General features: G+C 56.1%; 21 protein-coding genes and 2 pseudogenes. 14 read left to right on the top strand and 9 right to left on the bottom strand.

Translation table 11 applies throughout. The annotated features are described in order from the left end of the window. Nucleotides 1–60 precede the first annotated feature (60 nt). Entirely contained in the window at nt 61–1,233 is a 1,173-nt protein-coding gene (locus EBB79_RS12350; RefSeq protein WP_127749171.1) for a dipeptidase, read from the bottom strand. Nucleotides 1,234–1,368: 135 nt separating this feature from the next. Here EBB79_RS12350 and EBB79_RS12345 point away from each other — a divergent pair, with 135 nt between their 5' ends. Further along, the gene (locus EBB79_RS12345; protein WP_127749170.1) at nt 1,369–2,343 is read left to right on the top strand and encodes a Gfo/Idh/MocA family protein; all 975 of its coding nucleotides are present in this window, start codon (nt 1,369–1,371) and stop codon (nt 2,341–2,343) included. Nucleotides 2,344–2,374: 31 nt separating this feature from the next. Continuing rightward, nucleotides 2,375–2,644: a DksA/TraR family C4-type zinc finger protein gene (locus EBB79_RS12340; RefSeq protein ID WP_127749169.1), complete on the top strand. Its 270-nt coding sequence runs from the start codon at nt 2,375–2,377 to the stop codon at nt 2,642–2,644. Here the strand turns inward: EBB79_RS12340 and EBB79_RS12335 are convergent, their stop codons facing one another. The 5 genes from EBB79_RS12335 to EBB79_RS12315 all read right to left on the bottom strand — a co-directional run bounded on the left by EBB79_RS12335 (nt 2,645) and on the right by EBB79_RS12315 (nt 6,887). Further along, entirely contained in the window at nt 2,645–3,121 is a 477-nt protein-coding gene (locus EBB79_RS12335; protein ID WP_127749168.1) for a GNAT family N-acetyltransferase, read from the bottom strand. A 118-nt stretch (nt 3,122–3,239) separates the two neighbouring features. Next, nucleotides 3,240–3,698: a hypothetical protein gene (locus EBB79_RS12330; RefSeq protein WP_127749167.1), complete on the bottom strand. Its 459-nt coding sequence runs from the start codon at nt 3,696–3,698 to the stop codon at nt 3,240–3,242. Further along, nucleotides 3,695–5,515, bottom strand: coding sequence for a M3 family oligoendopeptidase (locus EBB79_RS12325; RefSeq protein ID WP_127749166.1), 1,821 nt, complete (start codon nt 5,513–5,515; stop codon nt 3,695–3,697). The genes EBB79_RS12330 and EBB79_RS12325 overlap by 4 nt, the downstream gene beginning before the upstream one ends. 122 nt (nt 5,516–5,637) lie before the next feature. Further along, nucleotides 5,638–6,597 (bottom strand): alpha/beta hydrolase, encoded by a 960-nt coding sequence (locus EBB79_RS12320; protein WP_127749165.1) that lies wholly within the window; start codon nt 6,595–6,597, stop codon nt 5,638–5,640. Continuing rightward, nucleotides 6,597–6,887: an SCP2 sterol-binding domain-containing protein gene (locus EBB79_RS12315; protein WP_127749164.1), complete on the bottom strand. Its 291-nt coding sequence runs from the start codon at nt 6,885–6,887 to the stop codon at nt 6,597–6,599. The genes EBB79_RS12320 and EBB79_RS12315 overlap by 1 nt, the downstream gene beginning before the upstream one ends. Nucleotides 6,888–6,987: 100 nt before the next feature. On the opposite strand from EBB79_RS12315, the gene EBB79_RS12310 reads away from it, so the two are divergent. From EBB79_RS12310 to EBB79_RS12290, 5 genes are all read left to right on the top strand, one after another. Further along, nucleotides 6,988–7,557 carry a tetratricopeptide repeat protein gene (locus EBB79_RS12310; RefSeq protein WP_127749163.1) on the top strand — a complete coding sequence of 190 codons (570 nt, stop codon included), beginning with the start codon at nt 6,988–6,990 and terminating at the stop codon, nt 7,555–7,557. A gap of 26 nt (nt 7,558–7,583) precedes the next feature. Continuing rightward, nucleotides 7,584–10,517 (top strand): helicase-related protein, encoded by a 2,934-nt coding sequence (locus EBB79_RS12305; protein ID WP_177627811.1) that lies wholly within the window; start codon nt 7,584–7,586, stop codon nt 10,515–10,517. A 4-nt stretch (nt 10,518–10,521) separates the two neighbouring features. Beyond that, a complete protein-coding gene (locus EBB79_RS12300) occupies nt 10,522–10,896 on the top strand; it encodes an RNA-binding S4 domain-containing protein (protein ID WP_127749161.1) in 375 nt (124 codons plus the stop codon). A 62-nt stretch (nt 10,897–10,958) separates the two neighbouring features. Further along, nucleotides 10,959–11,297: a ferredoxin FdxA gene (gene fdxA, locus EBB79_RS12295; protein ID WP_127749160.1), complete on the top strand. Its 339-nt coding sequence runs from the start codon at nt 10,959–10,961 to the stop codon at nt 11,295–11,297. A gap of 326 nt (nt 11,298–11,623) precedes the next feature. Continuing rightward, entirely contained in the window at nt 11,624–12,145 is a 522-nt protein-coding gene (locus EBB79_RS12290; RefSeq protein ID WP_127749159.1) for a CarD family transcriptional regulator, read from the top strand. 150 nt (nt 12,146–12,295) lie between these two features. On the opposite strand, the gene EBB79_RS12285 is transcribed toward EBB79_RS12290, so the two are convergent. Further along, nucleotides 12,296–13,045 (bottom strand): adenosylcobinamide-GDP ribazoletransferase, encoded by a 750-nt coding sequence (locus EBB79_RS12285; RefSeq protein ID WP_127749158.1) that lies wholly within the window; start codon nt 13,043–13,045, stop codon nt 12,296–12,298. Nucleotides 13,046–13,144: 99 nt separating this feature from the next. Here EBB79_RS12285 and cobT point away from each other — a divergent pair, with 99 nt between their 5' ends. Beyond that, on the top strand, nt 13,145–14,161 hold the full coding sequence (cobT, locus tag EBB79_RS12280; RefSeq protein WP_127749157.1) for a nicotinate-nucleotide--dimethylbenzimidazole phosphoribosyltransferase: 1,017 nt from the start codon (nt 13,145–13,147) through the stop codon (nt 14,159–14,161). A gap of 30 nt (nt 14,162–14,191) precedes the next feature. Here the strand turns inward: cobT and EBB79_RS12275 are convergent, their stop codons facing one another. After that, a complete protein-coding gene (locus EBB79_RS12275) occupies nt 14,192–16,069 on the bottom strand; it encodes a monovalent cation:proton antiporter-2 (CPA2) family protein (RefSeq protein ID WP_127749156.1) in 1,878 nt (625 codons plus the stop codon). Nucleotides 16,070–16,515: 446 nt separating this feature from the next. On the opposite strand from EBB79_RS12275, the gene EBB79_RS12270 reads away from it, so the two are divergent. The 3 genes from EBB79_RS12270 (at nt 16,516) to EBB79_RS12260 (ending at nt 20,211) form a co-directional block, all read left to right on the top strand. Further along, nucleotides 16,516–17,754: a PAS domain-containing protein gene (locus EBB79_RS12270; RefSeq protein ID WP_127749155.1), complete on the top strand. Its 1,239-nt coding sequence runs from the start codon at nt 16,516–16,518 to the stop codon at nt 17,752–17,754. A 411-nt stretch (nt 17,755–18,165) separates the two neighbouring features. Further along, nucleotides 18,166–19,317 carry a copper-containing nitrite reductase gene (gene nirK / locus EBB79_RS12265; RefSeq protein ID WP_127749154.1) on the top strand — a complete coding sequence of 384 codons (1,152 nt, stop codon included), beginning with the start codon at nt 18,166–18,168 and terminating at the stop codon, nt 19,315–19,317. Nucleotides 19,318–19,395: 78 nt separating this feature from the next. Next, nucleotides 19,396–20,211: a formylglycine-generating enzyme family protein gene (locus EBB79_RS12260; RefSeq protein WP_238704884.1), complete on the top strand. Its 816-nt coding sequence runs from the start codon at nt 19,396–19,398 to the stop codon at nt 20,209–20,211. Nucleotides 20,212–20,380: 169 nt separating this feature from the next. Here EBB79_RS12260 and EBB79_RS12255 read toward each other — a convergent pair whose 3' ends face one another. Continuing rightward, nucleotides 20,381–20,833, bottom strand: a complete 453-nt coding sequence (locus tag EBB79_RS12255; protein ID WP_127749153.1) for a pseudoazurin — start codon at nt 20,831–20,833, stop codon at nt 20,381–20,383. A 279-nt stretch (nt 20,834–21,112) separates the two neighbouring features. On the opposite strand from EBB79_RS12255, the gene EBB79_RS12250 reads away from it, so the two are divergent. The 3 genes and pseudogenes from EBB79_RS12250 to EBB79_RS12240 all read left to right on the top strand — a co-directional run bounded on the left by EBB79_RS12250 (nt 21,113) and on the right by EBB79_RS12240 (nt 23,755). After that, nucleotides 21,113–21,565 (top strand): c-type cytochrome, encoded by a 453-nt coding sequence (locus EBB79_RS12250; protein WP_127748940.1) that lies wholly within the window; start codon nt 21,113–21,115, stop codon nt 21,563–21,565. An 11-nt stretch (nt 21,566–21,576) separates the two neighbouring features. Beyond that, a pseudogene (locus tag EBB79_RS12245) lies at nt 21,577–22,958 on the top strand (cbb3-type cytochrome c oxidase subunit I). 2 nt (nt 22,959–22,960) lie between these two features. Next, nucleotides 22,961–23,755, top strand: a pseudogene (locus EBB79_RS12240) (AAA family ATPase). The last annotated feature ends 2 nt before the right edge of the window (nt 23,756–23,757 follow it).

Below are 23,757 nucleotides of genomic sequence, written 5' to 3'. Positions count from 1 at the left end.
AAGAAACCGCCCACGGTCGTCGTGGACGGCTTGAAAACTCTGCTCCCGCAAGGCGATGGATTAGTCCAGTCGGTCGCGCAAAACCCGCAGCATATTACCGCCCGCGACCTTGCGGATCTGGACCTCGGTCAGGCCGATATCCATCATTGCCTGGGTCACGGCAGCCAGCTCGGATGTATCAAAGGATGTTGTGACAGAGCCATCAAAGTCGGACCCCAGCGACACCGCATCTTCGCCGACGATCTCGATCGCCACTTTGATGGTCTTGGCCACACCTGCGGGACTGTCATCGCAGGTGACATCCGCCCAATAGCCAATGGCAATCACGCCGCCAGTGGCCGCGATGTCTTGCATTAATGCGTCAGGGAAATTGCGTTTGGTCTGGCAGTTTTTGTAAATCCCGGTGTGAGAGACCACCAGCGGCATATCTGTCAGGGCCAGCACGTCGCGCACCACTTGCTGACTGGAATGGGCCAGATCCAGGATCAGCCCACGCTCGGCAACGGCCTGGACCACGTCGCGACCAAAGTCAGTTAGTCCAATGTCGCCAGATCCATGCAGCGACCCGCCCAGTTCATTATCAAAAAAATGCTGCAACGCGATCATGCGATAACCGGCATCCTGCAGGCCCTGCAAATTGTTCATATCGCCCTCAAGCGGATGCGCGCCTTCGATGCCCAGCAATCCGCCGACCACAGGCTCACCGGCCAGTTTCAGGGCCATCAGCGCGTCCAGGTCCGCTTCGGTTCGGATAATACGCAGATGCCTGTCCGAGTTGGCCTGGGCGGCGTGCAGTTTTTCCGATTGGTACAGCGCGCGCTGATACAGTGAACCCCAGGTGCGGGGCGGCCACAGCTGGCCAATAGCCAGCAGCGTGATATTGTCCCGCGCATCCGTCGCATTGTGATCGTAGTTCATCCCAGCAGGTGATTTGGTGACCGCAGTGAACATCTGCAACGCCACGTTGCCCTCGATCAGGCGGGGAATGTCGACCTGTCCGCGGGTGCCCCGTTCGTTCAGATCCCGGTTCCACAGCAAAGTATCGGCATGCCAGTCGCCTATCAGGAGATCCTTGTGCAGGGCGGCGGCCTCGGGGCTGATGACGTAAGGCGCATGTTCGGTCACGGCATTGCGTTGTGTTTCAACATATTCCGGGCCGTAAATGAAAAAACCGACCACCGGTATCGCCAACAGGATTAACAATCGCCCCAACCATTTTCCCAACCTGCGCATGTGAATACCCTTTCTCAATTCAATTTTTGATAACCTAGGGCAGGGTCCGTTGGGCGCAAAGGGGAACGTCAAGGCAACATCTCCTTGCTGATTGCGGTAACATGGGTAAATTGCTGGCTCAATCAGGAGGTGACAATGCAGAATCCAGTGCGATGGGGAATTCTAGGGGCGGGTAAGTTTGCGCGACAGTTTATGGGGCCAGCCATCCATGCGGCTGAGGGGGCGCAATTGGTGGCGCTTGCGACCTCAAGCGCGGAAAAGGCAGAGCCGTTTCAGGCGTTTTGCCCGGAATTGACCGTCTACGACGACTATGATGCGTTACTGGCGGCGCCCGACATCGATGCTGTCTATGTACCACTGCCCAACCATATGCATGTGGAGTGGAGCCTGAAGGCGATGGCGGCGGGCAAGCATGTGTTGTGCGAAAAGCCGATGACACTGCAGGCGGATCAGTTCGATCAGTTGATCGCCAAGCGGGATGAGGCCGGTGTGCTGGCCGCCGAGGCCTATATGATCGTGCATCACCCGCAATGGCAGATGGTGAAACGGATCATTGATGAGGGCGCGATTGGCAAGCTGGTTCATGTCAGCGGCAAATTCTCATTTGATAACCGCACTGAGACCACCAATATTCGCAACAAGCCTGAGACCGGCGGCGGTGGATTGCGCGACATCGGGGTCTATGTCTTTGGCGCAGCCCGCTATGCCACCGGACAGGAACCGGATGAAATATCGGCGCGCATTCGCTGGGAAAATGGCGTCGATGCCTTGGCCGAGGTGCAGGCGCAGTTCCCCGGCTTTTCCTATTCGGCCTATGTCAGCATTCGGATGCACCCCTACCAGGAAATGGTGTTTCACGGCGAGGCGGGGCTAATCCGTCTTACCGCTCCGTTCAACGCGCGGGTTTTTGGCGAAGCACGGGTCGAGCTGCACAAGCCGGGTCTAGAGGTGCAGGTGACACGGTTCCCGGGTGATGACCACTACAAGCTGCAGGTTGAGGCCTTTGGACGTTCGGTTCGTGACGGTGCAGACTATCCTTGTCCGCTTGAGTTTTCACGCGGGACGCAAACGATGATTGACCGGGTGTTTGAGGTGGCGCTGCCTTTGTAAGGGCTTGGGTTAAGCAACGGGAGTTGAATTTATGGCAGGTGGATGGGCCAAAGACGGCGCGGTCAGCGAGCAGATTGAGGCATCAATCAGTGACGAGTTGGCCCGGATGAAGTCTCGCAAGTCGTTGGTCGGCGAAAGTCTGACCCATTGCGCCGATTGCGAAGAACCCATCCCCGAGCGGCGACAGATCGCCATTCCCGGCGTCAAATTGTGTATCGAGTGTCAGCAAGAGCGCGACGGAGTCCAAAAGGCACGCGGCGGGTTTAACCGGCGCGGGTCAAAGGACAGCCAGTTGAAGTAGTTATTTCAACGCCATCCGCATGATGTTCTGGGGGGTGGAAATACCGATGCTGAACAGATCTCCGGTATCAGAAAACCCGCCTTTTCGATAACAGGCAAAGGCTGACGGGTTGAGTATGCTCACCGTCAGCACCACCGAGACTGCGTCAGGGTATTGTCGCTGCAAATAAGGTTTCAGCGCTCTGACTGCACGGGTCCCATAGCCTTTGCCCTGGTGTTGGCTGTCGATCTTATAGGCGCGCAAGCCCAGTTCCCCGTCCACAGCGAAGTCATTGTTGGTGCCAAATCCGCAGTCGATTTTGAAAAAGCCGATGGGGCAATCGTCGGCATAAATGACGTGGAAATCTACCTCGGGTTCGTTTGCTTCAAACGCTTGTTTGACGGTCCCCGCAAAAAGCGCCTGATCCCCTTCGACATGGATGTGTTTGACCAGGTCGTAGTTCTTACGGGAAATGGGGTGTAGTGAAATTGCAGACATTGAAATCTCTATCCCTGCCAAGAGCGCGACTAACTTAGGGAAACTGCAACGTGTTTTACCGTCGGCCCGGAGAATGTCGGACCGACAAGTCGTTTTCTGTCGTGATTCAGTTCAAAAGTTAGGACGTTGGAAGAGTGGTTCCTTTTCTCAGGCAGGAAATGGCTGTCCCATCTTCGCGAACAAGATCGACACTAACAGGAGAGCGGAAAACGATTTTGGGTCCGACACCTGGCTTTAATAGTCGTTGCTTCAACTGTTTGGCCTCAATTCCGCGGCGAATATCTACGCCGTCTGCAATAAACGAACGGATTCTAACAGAGGTTGGGCTTTCTTCCAGGTAGCCATCAGAAATTTTGTAATTCGCGCGGTATTTTGCGCGCGCCTTGGCAAAAACAACTCCGTTTTCCGTGAAGAATATTTGCATGTCCCCTTTGAAACGTCCGGATCTTGAAAAGCTAACATCAGAGATCATGTGACCTTCTGAATTCTCATCGGTGCAAGTCCAATTGCCGATCAGCGTGTCACCATAGGCGGGAACGCTGACCAGTAGTCCAAACAAGAGGGCTGCAATCCTCATTCTTCCATCGCTTCCAGCTCATCAATGAATCCCGAAATCATCGACAGGCCCTTGTCCCAGAATTTCGGATCGGAGGCATCCAGTCCAAACGGCGCCAGCAGTTCCTTGTGGTGTTTGGATCCACCGGCTTTCAGCATTTCGAAGTACTTGTCCTCGAAGCCTTCGTCACCCTCGGCGTAGACCGAATAGAGCGCGTTGACCAAGCCGTCGCCAAAGGCATAGGCGTAGACGTAGAAGGGGGAGTGGACGAAGTGGGGGATATAGGCCCAGAAGGTCTCGTATCCGTCCATAAAGTCAAAGCACTCGCCTAAGGATTCAGCCTGTACCGACATCCACAGGGCGTTGATGTCATCTGGGGTCAACTCGCCGTCGGCGCGGGCGGCGTGCAGTTTGCATTCAAAATCGTAGAACGCGATCTGGCGCACCACAGTGTTGATCATGTCCTCGACCTTACCCGCCAGCAGCACTTTGCGCTGTTCCTGGGTCTCGGCCTTATCCAGCATCTTGCGGAAGGTGAGCATTTCACCAAACACGGATGCGGTTTCAGCCAGGGTCAGTGGGGTGGACGACAGCATCTCGCCCTGATCCGCGGCCAGTACCTGATGCACCCCGTGACCCAGTTCATGCGCCAGTGTCATCACATCGCGCGGTTTGCCTAGATAGTTCAGCATCACATAGGGGTGCACATCGGTGACGGTGGGGTGGGCAAAGGCGCCGGGGGCCTTGCCGGGTTTCACGCCTGCGTCAATCCAGCCCTTGGAAAAGAACGGTGCAGCCAACTCGCCCATACGCGGGTCAAAGGCGCTGTAGGCCTCCATCACGGTCTTCTCGGCGTCTTCCCAGCTAACGGTGCGAGTGTCTTCCATCGGCAATGGTGCGTTGCGATCCCAGACCTGCATTCGGTCCAACCCCAGCCATTTGCGTTTCAGATCGTAATAGCGGTGGCTTAGTTTGGGGTAGGCGGCGACAACCGCGCTGCGCAGGGCCTCGACCACTTCGGGTTCAACATCGTTGGACAGGTGACGACCGGTCTGTGCACTTGGCATGCCACGCCAGCGATCGATGATTTCCTTTTCTTTAGCCTGGGTGTTGTGCACACGGGCAAAGGTCTTGATGTTGTCCTGAAACACCGCCGCCAATTCGCGTGAGGCGGCCTCGCGCTTAGAGCGGTCCTGCTCGGTCAGGAAGTTCAGCGTGCCCTCGATGTTCAGCTCTTCACCATCAACGGTAAAGGTGAGGCCTGCGATGGTTTCATCAAACAGACGTTCCCAGGCATCGCCCACCACGCCCAGATCGTGCAGGAACTTCTCAATCTCGTCGGACAGCTGATAAGGCTTCATTGCGCGGATGCGGTCAAACACTGGCTTGTAGCGGGCCAAATCGGTGTTGGCCTTGAAATGCGCGCTCAGAACACTGTCGTCAATGCGGTTCAGTTCCAGCGTGAAGAACACCAAGGGGGTGGTGAAGACGGTGATCGCCTCTTGCATGTCAGACATGAACTTGGCGCGGTCGGCATCAGTGGTCAGCTGGTAATAGCGCAGACCGGCATAGGACATGATGCGCCCAGCGATACCGTTGATCTTTTCGTTGCGCAGCACGCAGTTCAGCATGTCAGCTGCACTAAGCTCGGCCAGTTTGCCCTCATAGTCGCTGGCAAAACTGCCGCATTCGGTCTCAAGCCATTCCAGATCGCGTTTCAGTTCAGGCGAGTCTTGGCTGGTGTAGAGATCGCTGAGATCCCATTCCGGCAGATCGCCGAATGGGTCGGAACCAGAGGCGGCATTGGCGTCGCGAACGGGAAAGGGGAGTTGGAACATGGTGCACCTCTGTGTCTAGCATTTGCAAAACATCTAAGCGGCGCGAAGGCGGATCACAAGCGGTAGGGCGCGCTTGAAAGTGGTACTTTGTCTGGATCTTGGGATGAGGGTCTACGCCGGGGTTACCTATGCTGGTCAAACAGGCTGCACATGCGATCAAACACTTGGGTGCGCACGGCTGGAGCCTCCATCATGACCTCGTGCTGAACATCATCGAGTAATTCCAGCTCGCCACCGGGCCAACGTGCCATGCGGTCGTGAATGGCCGGGCAATCGACAATCTGTTCCTGTTTGCCCAAGAAGGTGATGCAGGGCAGCGCGGGCGAGGCCATTGCAGCCAGCACCGCGCAGTCCTTTAGCCCCTGGCCCAGCCAGTTGATGGTGGGACCACCAAGCGCCAGATCGGGATGCGCCGTCAATTGGTCGCGCATGAATTGATAGCATGCGCGATCATTGGTCAGCGTGTTGCCTTCAAATGGGTTGGCCAGAACATAGGTTTGCAGGTCCGTGGTAGGAACCAGTTTGCCGCCGAGGCCAATAACGGGGCCAATCTTGCCCATCAGTTTGCCAAATGGACGCATCATTGGGGCGATGTGAATATCCCACATTGGCCCGGTGAATACACAGGCCTTGACCGGCAGCCCTTCCATGGCGGCGCGTAAACCAATTGCACCGCCCATTGAATGGCCGATCAGGAAGTAGGGTTTAGGCAGGGCAAGCCGATCAGCCAGATCCAGAGCCGCCGCGACATCCTTTTGAAAATCCTGAAAATCAACAACATGCCCCAACCGCCTGTCTGCCAGCATTCGGTCTGCCAGACCCTGTCCGCGCCAGTCTATGGTGACCGTGGCATAACCACGATTGGCCAGTTCACCGGCCGCGGGTCCATATTTTTCGATATATTCAGTGCGTCCGGGGAACAGCAGAACTGTGCCCTTGGTCGTTGCCTCGGACTGCCAATGGCCTACGCGGATGCGCAGGCCATCGTTTGTTTTCACCCAATGGGCCTGAGCGCCCTCCGGTCCTTTGGCGATCTCGGCAAAAAACGGAGCAGCCTGCAGGTCATTTGGGCGCGCGTCCATTAGGCCAGAACCGCCGCGAGCTTCATTGCTGTGCCCATGTCGCCGTCAATGGTCAGTTTGCCCGACATAAAGGCACTGGTTGGGTTCAGCTCGCCGCTCAGGATATCCTGAAATGTTTCGGTGTCGGCGGACAGGGTTACATCGGCCTCGTCATCGCTGACCCGGGCGCCATCGGCATCAATCACAACTGCACCCAGCCCGGAGATCTCAAATTTTGCCGAGGCATCAAAATCGCCGCTGGTCAGTTTCTCGTTCAGCGCGTCTGCGGCCTGGGAAAGAATGTCGCTCATTTTTTGTCCTTAACTTTGTTACTTTAGCCAACACGTCTGTGTGACGGACCATCCGTCAGCACTGGAAATTGTGGCCTGCGTCGTTACACTGACCAGCATCATGATCACAAACTCTCTGAACCTCAAAGCTATCGTGGCGGCAACCCTGATGTCAGCCCCATTTTACATGCCATTTCCTGCGAATGCACAGGATTCTATCGACGAGCCGGCGCTTTTGTCAGCCCTGTCCGGGGCAGAATCAGGCCAAGCGCTGGGCCTGGATCGCCAGTTGCAGGCGCTGTGGAGCAAAAGCGGCTCGGCGGCGATGGATGTCCTGCTGAAACGCGGTGTTGATGGCATTGAACGCGGCGATTTGACCGAGGCCATCGAACATTTGACTGCCCTGACAGATCATGCGCCGGATTTCGCCCATGGCTGGTATCAGCGGGCCCGGGCATATTTTCTGATCGGACGCTACGGCCCAGCGGTCGCAGATCTGGAACGCGCGCTGTATTTGAACCCAAATGATTACAACGCGATCTTTGCGCTGGGCAATGTGTTCGAACATTTCCGTGACCCAGAGGCCGCGTATCAGGCCTACCTGCGTGCGCAGGCTATACATCCGCATCACGAGGACGTAATCACAGCGCTGAATAGATTAAGGTCCTCGGTTGTGGGCAAAGAACTGTAAGTAGGGCTGACGCAATGACTGGTGCAATGAGTGGCGCATCTCGGGTTGTGGCCGTCCTTGGCCCAACCAACACTGGTAAAACCCATTACGCAATTGAACGAATGCTGGGGCATCGCACCGGGGTGATCGGCCTGCCGCTGCGGCTGCTTGCGCGTGAGGTCTATGACAAGATCGTCGCGATTCGCGGTCCCTCAGTTGTGGCGCTGGTGACTGGCGAAGAACGCATCGTCCCCCCTCGTACAAAATACTGGGTCTGCACCGTCGAGGCGATGCCCGAGGGCATGGGCTGTGATTTTCTGGCCATTGACGAAATCCAGCTGTGCGCCGACCCTGAGCGTGGCCATGTGTTCACCAATCGACTGTTGCGGTCACGTGGACTGCACGAGACCCTGTTTCTAGGCTCGGACACGATGCGCGGGCCGATCTCGGCGCTGGTGCCCGAGGCACAGTTCATCCACCGCGAGCGGATGTCACAATTGGTTTATGGCGGGTCCAAGAAAATCAGCCGGATGCCTGCGCGCAGTGCCATTGTCGGGTTCTCGGTGGATAACGTCTATGCCATTGCCGAGCTGATTCGTCGCCAAAAAGGTGGGGCGGCCGTGGTGATGGGGGCGCTGTCGCCGCGCACCCGCAATGCGCAGGTCGAAATGTACCAGAATGGCGAGGTCGATTACCTGGTGGCCACGGATGCCATTGGCATGGGCTTGAACCTGGACATCGATCACGTGGCGTTTTCGGCGCTCAGCAAATTTGATGGCCAACGCATGCGTCAGTTGGAGCCAAATGAGCTGGGGCAGATCGCCGGCCGGGCAGGGCGCGGCATGAGCCATGGCAGTTTTGGTGTCACTGGCGATGCCCGTCCGCTGGATGATTATACCGCCGGTGCGATCATGGATCACCAGTTTGCGCCGGTGAAAAAACTGAACTGGCGGTCCGCAGACTTACAATTTGGCACCCCAGAGGCGCTTATCCGCTCATTAGAGGTTGGCCCGGTTGGCGAGCACCTGATCAAGGCCCGCGAGGCAGATGACCTTCGCACCTTGAAGATGCTGGCGCAGGATCCAGTTATTGCAGCGCGTAGCAGGTCGGGTCCAACTGTGAAAATGCTGTGGGATGTGTGCCGAATCCCTGATTTTCGTGGGGTTTCACATGCGGAACATGCCAATCTTCTGGGGCTGATTTTTGACCATTTGGTCGAACGGAACGTGATACCGGACGATTGGATCGCGCGTCAGATAAAGTTGATTGACCGCACCGACGGCAATATCGATACTTTGTCCAAACGGTTGGCCTTTATTCGTACGTGGACATATGTTTCGCAAAGGAAAGGTTGGCTTCGTGACGAAAGCCATTGGCGTGGGCAAACCCGCGCTGTAGAAGACAGATTGTCGGACGCATTGCACGAGCGTTTGACTCAAAGATTTGTGGATCGGCGCACATCCGTGCTTTTGCGCCGGCTCAAACAGAAGGAGGCCCTCTTGGCCGAAGTGAATGACAAAGGTGATGTGACCGTCGAAGGCGAATTCGTTGGTCGGCTTGAAGGTTTCCGGTTTTCTCCGGACAAAAGCGCGCAGGGGGCCGAAGCGAAAGCTTTGAAATCAGCTTCACTGCAGGCTTTGGCGCCGCAATTCCATTTGCGTGCTGACCGGTTCTATAACGCACCTGATACCGAGATCGATTTCACCGAACAGGGTGGATTGATGTGGGGCGAACACGCAGTTGGCAAATTGGTGGCCGGCGCGGATCCATTGAACCCGACAATCACAGTATTTGTTGATGAGGCTGCGGGTTCGGATGTTGCTCAAAAGGTGGAACGCCGCCTGCAGCACTTCATCAGTCGTAAAATCGCGGCTCTGTTTGAACCGCTGATTGCCTTGCAAAGTGACGATGCGCTGACCGGTCTGGCTCGGGGCTTTGCCTTTCGCATGGTTGAAGCTCTGGGTATTCTGCCGCGCGCGGACGTTGCCCAAGAAGTTAAAGATCTGGACCAGGATTCGCGCGGCGCTCTGCGTAAGCATGGTATCCGTTTCGGCCAGTTCACCATCTTTATGCCGCTGCTGCTGAAGCCAGCTCCGACGCGGCTGCGTCTGGTGCTGTGGTCTTTGGTGCAGGGATTGCAGGAATTCCCCGAGGCACCGCCTCCGGGGCTGGTGACGGTGCCTGCGGATGCCACTGCGCCAAAGGGCTATGACACCATGTGTGGCTACCGTGCAGCGGGTGCGCGGGCGATCCGTATCGACATGCTGGAGCGTCTGGCGGATATGTTGCGTGGCGAAGACAGCCGTGGTGGCTTTGAGGCCAAGCCCGACATGCTGTCCATTACCGGCATGACACTGGAACAGTTTGCCGACCTGATGAGCGGTCTTGGCTACAAGGCTGAAAAAGGTGAGCGGGTTAAGGTCAAAGCCTCTGCTGAGGTGAAACCTCAGGTCGCCAAGGTAAGCCAGTCTGACGCGGCAGTCACCGAGGCCGCGGCTGATGATCCTGCTGCGGCAGATGAAACTGCCGCCACTGCCGAGGCGCCAGCCGAGGCCACCGTAAGCGCCGAGGCGGCAGCCGAGGCCCCAGCAGCGGATGCAGGGATTGCAGAACCAGCCGTTGACGCTGATGCTGCAGAACCAGCCAAGGCAGAGACACCCGAAGCTGCGCCTGAGATGGAACAGTTTGTCACCTTTACCTGGGGCCGTAATAACCAGGGTGGCGGTCAACGTGGCCAACGTCGTGGGCAAAACGCCGACGCCGAAGGCGGCGCAGGCCGGGGTGGCAAACCCCAGGGCAAGCCCCGTGGTGGCAAGCCGCAGGGCAAGGGTGGCCCTGGCAAAGGGGCTGCGGGCAAAAAGGGCGGTCGCCCTCAGCAAGGGGCCAAGACTTTCTCGTCTCGGCCACCTAAGCCTGAGAAAAAGATCGATCCTGACAACCCATTTGCAGCAGCGCTGATGGGTTTGAAGCAGGGTAAATGATCTGATGCCGGATACGGCGGGCAAGATCCGGATTGATAAATGGTTGTGGCAGGCGCGGTTCTTTAAGACCCGCAGCCTGTCGGCCAAACAGATCACTGCGGGTCATGTCCGCCTGAACGGCAACAAGATTTTAAAACCAGCCCAAATGGTGGTCCCGGGGGATGTTCTTACCTTTTCCCAGGGTCGCCAGGTCCGGGTGGTGCGGGTACAGGCGATCGGCACCCGGCGTGGACCGGCGCCCGAAGCTCAGGCGCTGTACTTCGATATGACAGAAAAGCAGGACAATGTTCCGGCCAATCCCCGCTTTGAGGGAAAAGGCCGTCCGAGTAAGAAGGAACGCCGCGAGCTTGATCTTAGCCGACGGAGAGACACGTTTTGACACCTTGAAGTGGGGCGGGCTCTGATTTAGCTAGGCGGTATGATTCAAACTGGACTTGGCCAATGACCTACATCGTTACAGACAACTGCATCGCCTGCAAATATACCGACTGCGTCGAAGTTTGTCCGGTCGACTGTTTCTATGAGGGCGAGAATGCACTGGTCATTCACCCCGATGAATGCATCGATTGTGGTGTGTGTGAACCGGAATGCCCCGCAGATGCCATCCGCCCGGATACCGAGCCAGACATGGACAAGTGGGTTGAGTTCAACCGGAAGTACGCGGAACTTTGGCCGGTGATCATCTCTAAGAAAGATCCGCTGCCAGATGCCGAGGAAAAAGACGGTGAAGCCGACAAACTGGCGAAATACTTCTCAGAAGCCCCGGGCGAGGGTGGCTAAGGCCAAAAGTTTTGTGACCAGGTGATTCGCGACTGCTGTCAAAAAACAGCCGTTTTTTGTAAAGAATCAGGTGGTTTGGGACAATTTTCACTATCCTTTGACTTGGCTCGACTTTTGGAGCCGCGAATTTTGTGGTATAGTCATAGCACCAACATACTCACTTACCGGTCGCCATTCCATTGGCGTGCCTTTTGGCGCGCTCGTTTGAGCGGACGAACCATGCTTTGAAACCTATGCCGGGCTGCCCTGTGCTGCCCGTTTTAGTCCTGCGCATGGTATGACCGGTTTTAGGCCCTGTGGCCGATAGACAGCAAGGAACGACATGAATGAGTAAATCGAAGAAGCTCGACTTCCGCCCGAACGAGTATGTGGTCTATCCGGCCCATGGCGTTGGCCAGATCATCTCAGTTGAAGAGCAGGAAGTGGCCGGCTTTGCCCTGGAACTGTTCGTGATCACCTTTGAAAAGGACAAGATGACGCTGCGGGTGCCAACCAACAAGGCCGTCGAAGTCGGCATGCGTTCGCTGAGCTCTCCGGATGTGATCGCCCATGCGATGAAAACCATGAAGGGCAAGGCTAAGGTCAAGCGCGCCATGTGGTCGCGTCGTGCACAGGAATACGAGCAAAAAATCAACTCGGGCGATTTGATCGCAATTGCCGAGGTGGTTCGGGATTTGCACCGTACGGATGACCAGCGTGAGCAGAGTTATTCTGAACGCCAGCTGTATGAAGCGGCACTGGAGCGGTTGACCCGCGAAGTGGCAGCTGTGGCTGGAGGTGACGAAATCCTGGCCGCCAAGCAGGTCAGCGATGTTCTGGCCTCACGCGCGCCTGCCGCTGCTGCCTGAGTTACTTTTTTATCATGCAATTGGGCTGCGCCTTTTTGGGCGTGGCCCTTTTGTATTTTTGGAGGAAAATTGGGGGCGCTGCCCCCTCTTGGCCTTGGGCCAATTCACCCCTGGGATATTTCTGGCCAGATGAAGCTTGGCGGGTTCACGTTAGAGGGTCAATAACACCAATAGGCCTGTGAGTTCAGCGATGAGTTGGTTGGCGCCCAGGATGTCGCCGGTTTGACCGCCTATTTTGGCGCGGGCGAGCTGGGCAAGGCCCAAGGTGGACAGGCCCATGGCCGCAATTATCGGCAGCGCAGTGACGCCAAGGATCAGGATCGACGTTGACAGAGCCAGGATCAAACCTATGCAGATGACAGCCGCACTGGGACGGCCCACCGATTGCGACAGTCCTGAGGTGCGCGCATTGGGAAGGGCGCGCATCAACACCGGCATGACGGCGCGGCTGAGGGCTGCCAGAGCCAGCGGGGCCCAGACGCCGACCGTAGTCAGGATTGCAGTTAAGGCTAGCCAGCGAAGGCCGATGGCAAGGATCAGGGCCAATACCCCGTAGGTGCCGATCTGGCTGTCTTTCATGATTTCAAGGCGGCGTTGAGGTGTGAAGCCGCCCCAAAACCCATCTGCAGTATCAGCCAGACCGTCTTCGTGCATCGCTCCGGTCAGTAGGATTTGAATCGTCAGCAGTAGACCTGCCGCGACATTTGGCGGCAGGCCGACCCACAGGGCGAGTGCGGCGCCTGCACAGGCGGGCAGAGTGACAACCAGGCCAGCCAGCGGGAAGGCCCATGCCGCCCGAGCCTGATGTTGAAACCAGGGCTTGGGCAACGTGGGCAGGGGCAGCCGCGTCAACAGGACCAGCGCCAGTGCAATATCCCGAATGATGTCGTTTTTTGGCATTTGCGGACCTCTTGCGGGACTTGCGGTACGATGTGCAGCGGTTAAACAGTCACTACCCGCTTTACCCGCGACGTCCCCTTTAATGCAACGAGGCTTTTTATGCTGCCAGTGCTGACTGATCTAAATCACTTCCGTTCCCTGCTGTCGCAGGCACCTGCCGTTGATCCTGCTGCTGTTGCTGCTGCTGAACAGCGCAATGGTCAGTTGACCAAGCCGCCGGGGGCTTTGGCGCGGCTGGAAGAGCTGGCGATCTGGTACGGTGGCTGGCGCCAAACCGGACGTCCGGTCATCGAGAGCCCGCAGGTGGTTATTTTTGCTGGCAATCATGGGATCACGGCTCAGGGCGTGTCGGCGTTTCCACCAGAGGTCACCGCACAGATGGTGGGTAATTTTGAGCATGGCGGCGCGGCGATCAATCAACTTGCTGCTTTGGCGGGCGCACGACTGGACGTTCAGGCGTTGCAGTTGGATCAACCCACTCAGGATTTCACTAAAGAAGCGGCGCTGGATGAGGCCGGTGTCATGGCGGCGCTGCAGGCGGGGTGGGGATCCGTTGATCCGGTCTCGGATTTGCTGGTCGTCGGAGAAATGGGCATCGGCAATACCACCTCGGCCGCGGCCTTGGCTTTTGCGTTGTATGGCGGCGATGCTGAAGATTGGACCGGCCGTGGGACCGGGGTTGATGATGCCGGGTTGCAGATTAAGACCCGCGTCGTGCGCGAGGGTGTCTTGCGGCATCAAAGTGAGATCAAGGACGGGTTGGATGCCTTGGGCCGTCTGGGTGGCCGCGAAATCGTTGCCATGGCCGGGGCAATTGCTGCGGCGCGGATGTTGCGCATTCCGGTCATTTTGGATGGTTTCATCTGTTGCGCAGCAGCAGCCTGTCTGGCGCAGACCGCCGATGGGTCGCTGGATCACTGCATTGCGGGTCATCAAAGCGCTGAGAATGCACATGCAGCCCTGTTGACCAAGCTTGGCAAAGAGCCCTTGTTGTCGCTTGGGCTGCGTCTGGGTGAGGGATCGGGCGCCGCATTGGCCATTCAGATTCTGAAAGGCGCAGTGGTTTGCCACAGCGGCATGGCGACCTTTGCCGAGGCTGGCGTTACCGATGGCTAGATCGGTCCAAGACATAAAAGCAGGCGGGCTTTACGCCTGCTTTTGATCCTTTTGTTCGTAGAGTTCCAATAGAGCCGTTTCCAGATCTTTTTCCAGCTCGCGGGCGCGGGCGATATAAGCCTTGTTCAGGCTGGACGGAACGCCGGGCACCCAATAATCGGCCAGATCGCGAACGGTCATCCGGTCATGGGCATAAAAAGTTTGTTCGGCCTGGGCGGCCTCGTATTCGCTCAGACCGATGTTCTCCAGGACATATCGCCCGGCGCGCAGCGAACTGTCGAACAGCTCGCGGACGATGTCATTGGCTCCGGCTTTATACAGTTCAAACACATGGGTGCGGTCGTGGGCGCGGGCAATAATATGTAAATCAGGCCGCATGCGGCGCACCTGGCGCACCATTTGAACGGTTTTCTTGGGATCATCCAGCGCAACCACCAGGACCTTGGCCTTGGACAGGCCCGCTGCCTTAAGGAGTTCAGGTCGGGTGGGGTCGCCAAGAAATCCTTTGACGCCAAAGCGACGCATCAACTGGATCGACTTCATGTCATAGTCCAGCACCACGGTTTTCACGCCGCTGGCCCGCACCAACCGATTGACGATCTGACCAAACCGGCCAATGCCAGCAATGATGACCGGACCTTCCTCGTCTATTTCATCCGGCTCAAGCTCGGTTTTGCTTTCGCCAAGACGCTTGGACAGCAGGTCATAGGTGATGAACAGCAGTGGTGTAATCAGCATCGACAGGGCAACGACCAGTAGCAGTTTTTCAGTCAGCGCTGGGGGAATGACGTTTAATTGCCGCGAGAATGACAACAAAACAAAGCCAAATTCACCGGCCTGAGCCAGCCCCAAAGTGAACAGCCAACGATTGCGGCGTTTCAGGCCAAAGGCGCGGGCGACGAAATACAGGATAGTGCCCTTGGCGACGATCACCAGGAGCGCCAGTCCAATCAAGTCACCAGGATCGGACAGGAACAGTTGATAATTGATGCCTGCACCGACCGTAATAAAGAACAGTCCCAGAAGCAGGCCCTTGAACGGGGTCAGATCGCTCTCCAGTTCGTGGCGGAATTCAGAGTTGGCCAGCACCACCCCGGCCAAGAAGGCGCCAAGGGCAGGGGACAGGCCTACCAATGTCATCAAAAACGAGATGCCGACCACGATCAGCAAGGCCAGTGCCGTGTACATTTCGCGCATATTTGCGGCATGGATAAAGCGGAAGACCGGACGGGTCAGGTAGATGCCGGCAAGGATGATCATGGCGATCAGACCAAGGGTCACCAAGGTGACGGCCCATCCCGGTAGCCCTTCAACCAAAGACAGACGGCTGGCATGTTCTACGGCAGCATGGTTTGCCCGCTGGATCGATCCATCCTCGGCAATTTTCAGAACCGAACTTGCCGCCAGAAGTGGCATAAAAGCCAAAATTGGAATGACGGCGATATCTTGGGTCAACAACACTGAGAAGCTGGCGCGGCCGCCACCGGTCTGCATCAGGCCCTTTTCAGACAGGGTCTGTAGGACAATGGCGGTTGAGGACAATGACAGCGACAACCCGATTGCTAATGAAACCTCCCAGGTTTCACCTGCAACCATTGCCGCCGCCATCAATGCCAGCGTGCTGATCAATATCTGCAAGCCGCCCAGGCCGATCAGCTTGTGACGCATCGCCCAGAGCGCCCGTGGCTCTAGTTCGAGACCAATCAGGAACAGCATCATCACAACACCAAATTCGGCAAAATGCTGAAGATCCTTGGTTTCGGAGCCAACCAGCCCGAAAACGGGGCCGATGATGATGCCTGCCGCCAGATATCCCAGTACCGACCCCAGACCCAGCCGGGCAGCAATTGGAACCGCTATCACCGCGGCCGATAGATAGATTGTGGCTTGGTACAAAAAGGCTTCCATACTGTTGGTATCGCAAGGTGATGTTGTCTTGGCAATGGGGTTGCGGCGCTTCACGAGGCAACAATGAGCCATTCCCTGTATTACCGGTTGGATAGCGACCTTAGGGCGCAGGGATAGTAAGACTTTTGCAAACAGTCATGGATATTTGATACCGAAGATGTGTGGCAGAGCTTCACTGTTTTGAGGGGGGTGCAAGAACTGGAATGAGGTGCACAAGATCTGGCAAACTGGGGCGGAAAGGCTTGGAGATCGCTGTCAGGTCACGAAAGCCTGCCAGATATCTGATGTTATTCGCAGATGAGGTTTGATCAAAATACAGAACTAGATAGGACGTTTGCACTAAATTATTCATAGAAATACCAGCGTAAATTCACCGTAATTAAGATCTCAAAAAGCTTAAGGACATAGAAACGGCTAAGAATCATTTAGTCAGGTGGAAGTTTATAATGTCCTTTCTCGACCGAAATATCGAAACCCGCCCATCCAGCGGCGAGTCTCCTTTTGAGCTGCACGAGTGTTTTTTTTCGCGAACAGATGAGCGTGGGGTGATAAAGGCTGGAAATCATGTTTTTCAGCGGGTTGCGGGCTTTGATTGGGACGAATTGCAGGGTGCTCCGCACAAAGTCGTTCGTCATCCGGACATGCCCAAAGGTGTGTTCTGGCTTCTCTGGGATACAATCAAGTGCGGTCGCAGCATCGGCGCCTATATCAAGAACCAGACCAAAGACGGGCAATTTTATTGGGTCTATGCCATGGTGGTTCCTTGCGAGGGTGGCTATCTCTCCGCTCGTTTTAAGCCGAGCAGTTCCCTGCTTGCGACAATTCAAACGGAATATGCCACGCTGTTGAAGGCCGAGCAGGCTGAGAATTTAACCCCGGAAGACAGCGCCAAGCGGCTATTGGCACGGCTGAAAGAGTTGGGATTTGACAAATATCATCACTTTGCAGCCCATGCTGCCAACGAAGAGCTGATCGCGCGGGACATTGGTCTGAATCGAAAGCATGATGATATTATCTCAAGCATTCGTACCATGCTGACCAGTGCCGATACGTTGAAAAAGCAAAGTGAAGGCCTTGTTCAGGAGTTCGAGGCCATGCGGACTATTCCTCATAACTTGAGGGTTATTGCCTCGCGGATTGAACCTGCTGGTGGACCGGTAACTGTCCTGTCGCAAAATTACAGTACAATGTCTCGTAGTATGTCGGAATGGTTTGAAGACCACGTGCTGGGTGAGAAAAGCAATTTTTCCAGCATAAAAGGCACCGTTAACAATTGTCTGTTTGCGGAATGTATGGCCTTGGTAATGCGGGGCTGCGATGAACAGTTTTCGGCCGAAGAACAGGACCTCGGCAATCAGGACGTCGAAGCAGAGCGCAACATTCTGAAAAAAATATCTTCAGATCGGATTGTAGAAGCGCATGAAGGTGTCAAGGACGTCAAAGTCGAGGCCGAACGCATCTTGCAGGCCTGTAGCGTCATGCATCGCCATTTTCTGGGGCTAAGTTCCACCCGGGTTCTGTGTAAAATCGAAAGTGCGCGCCTGCCGGATACCGGCGAGACACTGACAGACATTATTGATCAGCTCGCTGATTTTCAGACCCGTATTTCTGAAAAACTTGATCATATCGTGCAACTCAGCAATGAAATCCGCTCGCAAGAGTTTGAGACACGGCGTGATGGATAGCAAAGCCAGGTTTCTCACCACAATTTGATCTGACGAATACCTCGTGTTTGCAGGGCCTGGCCAAGGCCGCTGGGCCTTACAAACATGTCAGGACAAATGGGTTGCCGGACTAAAATTCTGTGCATCAGATGCTCCCAACAATCTCCCCTGGATAATAGTCTGATCGAAAGCTGCGCTTAGACCCTAGATGAAACGCATTTCGCTTGGGCTTCATCTCGGCGTTCTCATCCTCCTATTGTTTGCAATCTACGCAATAAAACCGGCCTTCATGGGGCCGGTTTTGGGACGACAGTTGTGATATTCTCGAAAGCCGTCGGATTTAGCTTCCTAGTTTGCGTTGGCACAAAGAGCGGTCACAACAACCGTTCTAACTACGTGTCAGAACACAAACTTCCTACTAGGAGAGAGCTAATGCTGACACGAAGAGCCACATTGATGGGTGCCGTAGCAGTCGCAACCGCACCACTTGCAATCAAGGCTTCGGCTTCAACAGAAGAAGTCATGGACACTTCCTCTGCGCAGGCCGTTGATCTTAGCACACTTCCGCGCCGCAAGGTCAAATTGGTAAGACCACCGTTTGTACATGAGCACGAACAGATCGCGACAAGCGGTCCAACCGTTGTTCAGTTCGAAATGAAAATCATCGAGAAAGAAGTGCAGATTGCGGATGATGCCTATCTGCAGGCGATGACCTTTAATGGCTCTATGCCCGGCCCGATGATGGTGGTGCATGAAGGCGACTATGTCGAGTTGACCCTGTACAATCCGCCAGAGAACATGTTCCAGCATAATATCGATTTCCACGCTGCAACCGGTGCCCTGGGTGGCGGCTCGCTGACCCTGGTCAATCCGGGCGAAAAGACTGTGCTGCGCTTCAAGGCAACCCGTCCAGGGACCTTTGTCTATCACTGTGCGCCGGGTGGACCCATGATCCCATGGCACGTGGTGTCCGGAATGGCGGGTGCGATTATGGTGTTGCCACGCGATGGCTTGAAAGACCACGAAAACAAACCCGTCAGTTATGACCGCATTTACTACATCGGCGAGAATGACTTCTACATCCCCAAGGACGAAAACGGCGAATATATGCGCTTTGAGGATGCGGGCGACAGTTACGGCGACACACTGGAGGTGATGAACAAGCTGATCCCAAGTCACGTGACCTTCAACGGTAAAGTTGGCGGCCTGACTGGCGACAATGCGCTGACCGCTGCGCAGGGTGAGAAAGTGCTGTTTGTCCACTCGCAAGCCAACCGCGACAGTCGTCCACACCTGATCGGTGGCCATGGTGATCTGGTCTGGGAAGCTGGAAAATTCAACAATGTGCCGGATCGCGATCTGGAAACATGGTTCATTCGGGGCGGCTCTGCCGGGGCTGCATTGTACGAATTCCTGCAACCGGGCGTCTATGCTTACGTCAATCACAACTTGATCGAGGCGGTCAATCTTGGCGCCACCGCGCACGTCCTGGTCGAGGGTGAATGGAACAATGACTTGATGGAACAGGTCGTTGCCCCAAGCGAATATGACGTGATGCACGAGGGTAAGACTGCGCTGCCATAACAGCGCCGCCCGACCACAACGACATTCAAGGGCGGCCGCATCACGGCTGCCCTTTTTTGCCCTTTGAAAGGGGATAAAATGCGAGCCATTGTTTCTTTTGCTGCTCTCTGCGCAACCGGCGCTGCGATCACTGCGGCTGCTTTGATGTGGTGGCCCGAAACGCCACAGATAACTGACTTGCCGGAAACCGTGGCAATCCCGGCCGGGTCGTACAATTACCGTCCGTCAGGTGATTTCCGCATTGGCACCCGTTCGGTCGACCCACCAAGCGAGCAGCGCAGCGCCGGTACAGGTTTTGAAATCATGAAATACCCTGTCAGCGAGGCGCAATATGCGCTTTGTGTCGCCGCCGAGGCCTGCAATCCGACAGCCACGACTGGCCAGGCGGACGCCGCCCAGATCGATATCAGCTATGTGGACGCCACCGGGTTTGCGCGCTGGTATTCAAAAATGACACGGCAAACCTGGCGGTTGCCAACGGACGACGAATGGGTGCGCGCTGCGGGCGACCGATATGTGGATTCCGGGCTTGGCATCAGCGCCAATGAGACCGACCCCTCCAAACGCTGGCTGGCCAACTATCGCCAAATGCTGACGGTTCGGGGTGACACCGATACTGAAATCCACCAACGGGGGCATTTTGGCGATAACGAATTTGGTGTCTCGGACATGGCTGGCAATGTCTGGGAATGGACCGAAAGCTGCTTTGTGAATGGGCAGCTGTCTGCCGATGGCAGCGAAATCACCGAGCAAACCAGCTATTGCGGTGTGCGTGCAGTTCAGGGAAAGCACCGGGCTTTCATCATTGATTTTGTGCGGGATGCAAAAGTGGGCGGCTGCGCTGCTGGCATTCCTCCGGACTATCTTGGGTTTCGCCTGGTGCGCGAGGGATAAACTGGTCAGAGCGCCGACCCAAAGATCAGCTCTGGGTCGGTGGCCATGTCGATCTGTAGGGCTAGAAATAAACGATATTCGGCTTTGGTATTTTGACCGCAAAAAAGGGGCAGCACGTTTGCACATGCCACCCCAGTCCAACCTAAACGGGGACTTTAGGTTAATAATTTTAGTTCGCTGCCGCGAGCTCAGTTGTGACTTGTTCGAACAGAGGGGCAAACCGTTTCTTGGCCTTGCCTTTTAGTTTCACGGCCTCTGTCAGCTCCAGATTGACTGGCTCGCCCACTTGGATCAAGGCGACCATGCCCATGCCGTAGTGCGGAGTGCATTTGATGCCATAGAGACCTTCCAGATCCAGAGTGATCGAGAACTCTTTACCCAATTTACTTTTGAATTTATCAAACCCTTCCGGGAACATGCCTTTGATGGTTTCGGCATTGTGGCCCTTGTCGGTTGGAATGAACGTAATGGTGTCGCCCGGCTGTGCAGCAACAAACGCGGGTTCAAAGACCATAGCGCCTTCTTCTCCTTTGTTGAGCATCAGAATTTCAAAGTTTTCGGCGACGGCAACACTGGCAAACAGGGCCGCGGCGGCCGTCAGTACGGTGAGTTTAGCAAACATGTCGATCTCTTTCGTTGCGGATTTCAAAGTTCTCGCCCGGTGTTTAGGATGCTGGATGTTGTGGGTCTTTGTTCTTCAGCAAACTTGGGGATGAGTTCTTGAGAAAACTGGGTGTCGGCCTCATCTGATGATGACCCTTTTGATATTTGCAGGGTTTGGATAGCGGCAGTTTGTGTCACGATAGCTTTAAAAACCTCTGGGACTTTGTTCTGGATCAAACTTGTTGTTGGGATTGGGGTTTAGATCGGTTGCACCCGCAACCACGACTGGATTCCCCAAATGTCAGAGATCCTAACGAAGTCCCGGGCCCGCAATATCTTTTATGGAGGATCGCTGTTCTTCGTGGCGATTTTTGGGGTCCTGTCTGTTCAAAGTCACCGCTATGTGGTGACGAGTTCCACCGCCGGAATGCCGCTGAGTGAGGCGGTTGTTCTGGGCAAACATGTCTGGGAGCGCAACAGCTGTATCAACTGTCATACGCTGCACGGGGAGGGGGCGTATTTTGCCCCTGAGCTGGGCAATGTGATGACCCGTTGGGACACGCTGGATGACGCCGAAGGTGCCTATGAGATCCTTGATGGCTGGATGCAGGCGCAGCCCAGCGGCGTTGAGGGGCGGCGCCAGATGCCATTTTTTGAACTGACCGAAGAAGAAACCCGCGGACTGGCGGAATTTCTGCGTTGGGCCGACCAAACCGACACACAGGGCTGGCCGCCCAATGATGCGGGTTAAGGAGACAGGCTATGAAATATCAATCACAAAAAGTGGCCTATGCCTATTTCCTGGTGGCGATGGCGCTGTTCGCTGTTCAGGTTCTGGGCGGGCTCATTGCCGGCTGGATCTATGTCTCGCCGAACTTTCTGTCCGAGTTGCTGCCGTTCAATGTGGTGCGCATGTTGCACACCAACGCGCTGGTGGTCTGGCTGCTGCTGGGCTTCTTTGGGGCGGCTTATTACCTGCTCCCCGAGGAAAGCGAACGCGAGATCTACTCGGAGAAGCTGGCCTATCTGCAGCTGATCATTCTGGTCATCGGCACTCTGGGCGCTGTTCTGACCTATGTGTTCAACCCGTTCCCGGGCAACTATCTGCTGGGCATGCAGGGTCGCGAGTTCATCGAGCAGCCGACCTGGGTCAAACTGGGCATTCTGGTTGCGGCGCTGATCTTTCTGTTCAACGTGAGCATGACGGTGCTGGCGGGGCGTAAAACCGCCATCACCAATGTGCTGCTGACCGGTCTGTGGCTGCTGTCGCTGCTGTGGATCTTTGCCTTTATCAACCCGGACAACCTGAGCCTGGACAAAATGTACTGGTGGTTCGTGATCCACCTCTGGGTCGAGGCCACCTGGGAGCTGGTGATGGCGTCGATCCTGGCCTTCCTGTTGCTGAAGCTGACAGGGGTCGACCGCGAGATTGTCGAGAAATGGCTTTATGTGATTGTCTCAACTGCGCTGTTCTCGGGTATCCTGGGCACCGGTCACCACTTTTACTGGATTGGCCTGCCGGGCTATTGGCAGTGGATCGGTTCGATCTTCTCGACTTTGGAAGTCATTCCATTCTTCCTGATGATGAGCTTTGCCTTTGTCATGGTCTGGAAGGGCCGTCGCAATCACCCCAACAAGGCGGCGCTGCTGTGGTCCCTCGGGGCGTCGACTGTTGCCTTCTTTGGCGCTGGCGTCTGGGGCTTCTTGCACACCCTGCACGGCGTGAACTTCTACAGCCACGGCACTCAGATCACTGCGGCCCACGGTCACCTGGCCTTTACGGTGCCTATGTTGCAACCAACCTGGCCGTCATGAGCTATGCGATCCCACATCTGCGTGGACGTGACCCGTATAATCAGGTGCTGAACATGGCCAGCTTCTGGCTGATGACCGGCGGCATGGCCTTCATGACCTTTGTGCTGACCTTTGCGGGCACCATTCAGACCCATATGCAGCGGGTCCTGGGCGAAAACTTCATGGAAGTGCAGGAAGGTCTGAGCCTGTTTTACATGATGCGTTTTGGCTCGGGTCTGGCGGTGGTCATCGGTGCGCTGCTGTTCATCTACTCAATGATGGTGCCGCGGCGTGAACTGTTGATCAAAGGCACTGACGCACCGTCCCAAACCTCGGTGGCTGGAGAGTAACCATGAACGCCCAAACCACTGATTTTGACGTGCCATTCTACCAGCCTGTCGGCACTGAATGTGCCCTGTTTGAGACAGCCCATACCAACGGTTTGCCCCTTCTTTGAAGGGCCGACCGGCTGCGGCAAAACCCGTTTTGTCGAACACATGGCAGCCCGTACTGGCCGTAAGCTGTACACTGTTGCCTGCCATGATGACCTGTCAGCTGCCGATCTGATCGGCCGCTACCTGCTGCGTGGCGGCGAGACCGAATGGGTCGATGGCCCATTGACCCGGGCGGTGCGCGAAGGCGCGATCTGCTACCTGGACGAGGTGGTCGAGGCCCGCAAGGATGTCACTGTTGTGTTGCACCCGCTGACCGATAATCGCCGCACCCTGATGGTGGATCGCACCGGCGAGGAGCTGCTGGCGCCCCGGGCTTTATGCTGGTAGCCAGCTATAACCCCGGCTACCAAAACGTGCTGAAGCGGATGAAACCCTCGACCCGGCAGCGCTTCCTGTCGGCCACGTTCGACTTTCCCGATGCCGCAATCGAGGTCACTGTGGTGGCCCGCGAAAGCGGCCTGGACGAAGCCCGCGTCACGCCCTTGATCCGGCTGGCAGGGCATATCCGTGCCCTGTCTGGCATGGACCTGGAGGAGGGGGTCTCGACCCGGTTGCTGATTTACGCCGCGCAGCTGATCGCCAGCGGCATGGGGGTTGATCAGGCCCTGCAGGCGGCAATTGTCGAACCTCTGACCGATGAGACGGATGTTCAAACCGCCCTGCGCGATCTGATCGCCGTGGTTTACGGGTAAGG

Origin of the sequence: Parasedimentitalea marina (genome assembly GCF_004006175.1) — a bacterium.
GTDB lineage: Bacteria > Pseudomonadota > Alphaproteobacteria > Rhodobacterales > Rhodobacteraceae > Parasedimentitalea > Parasedimentitalea marina.
Note: the sequence above shows the minus strand (reverse complement) of the source record. Positions and strands in the feature narration are given on the sequence as shown.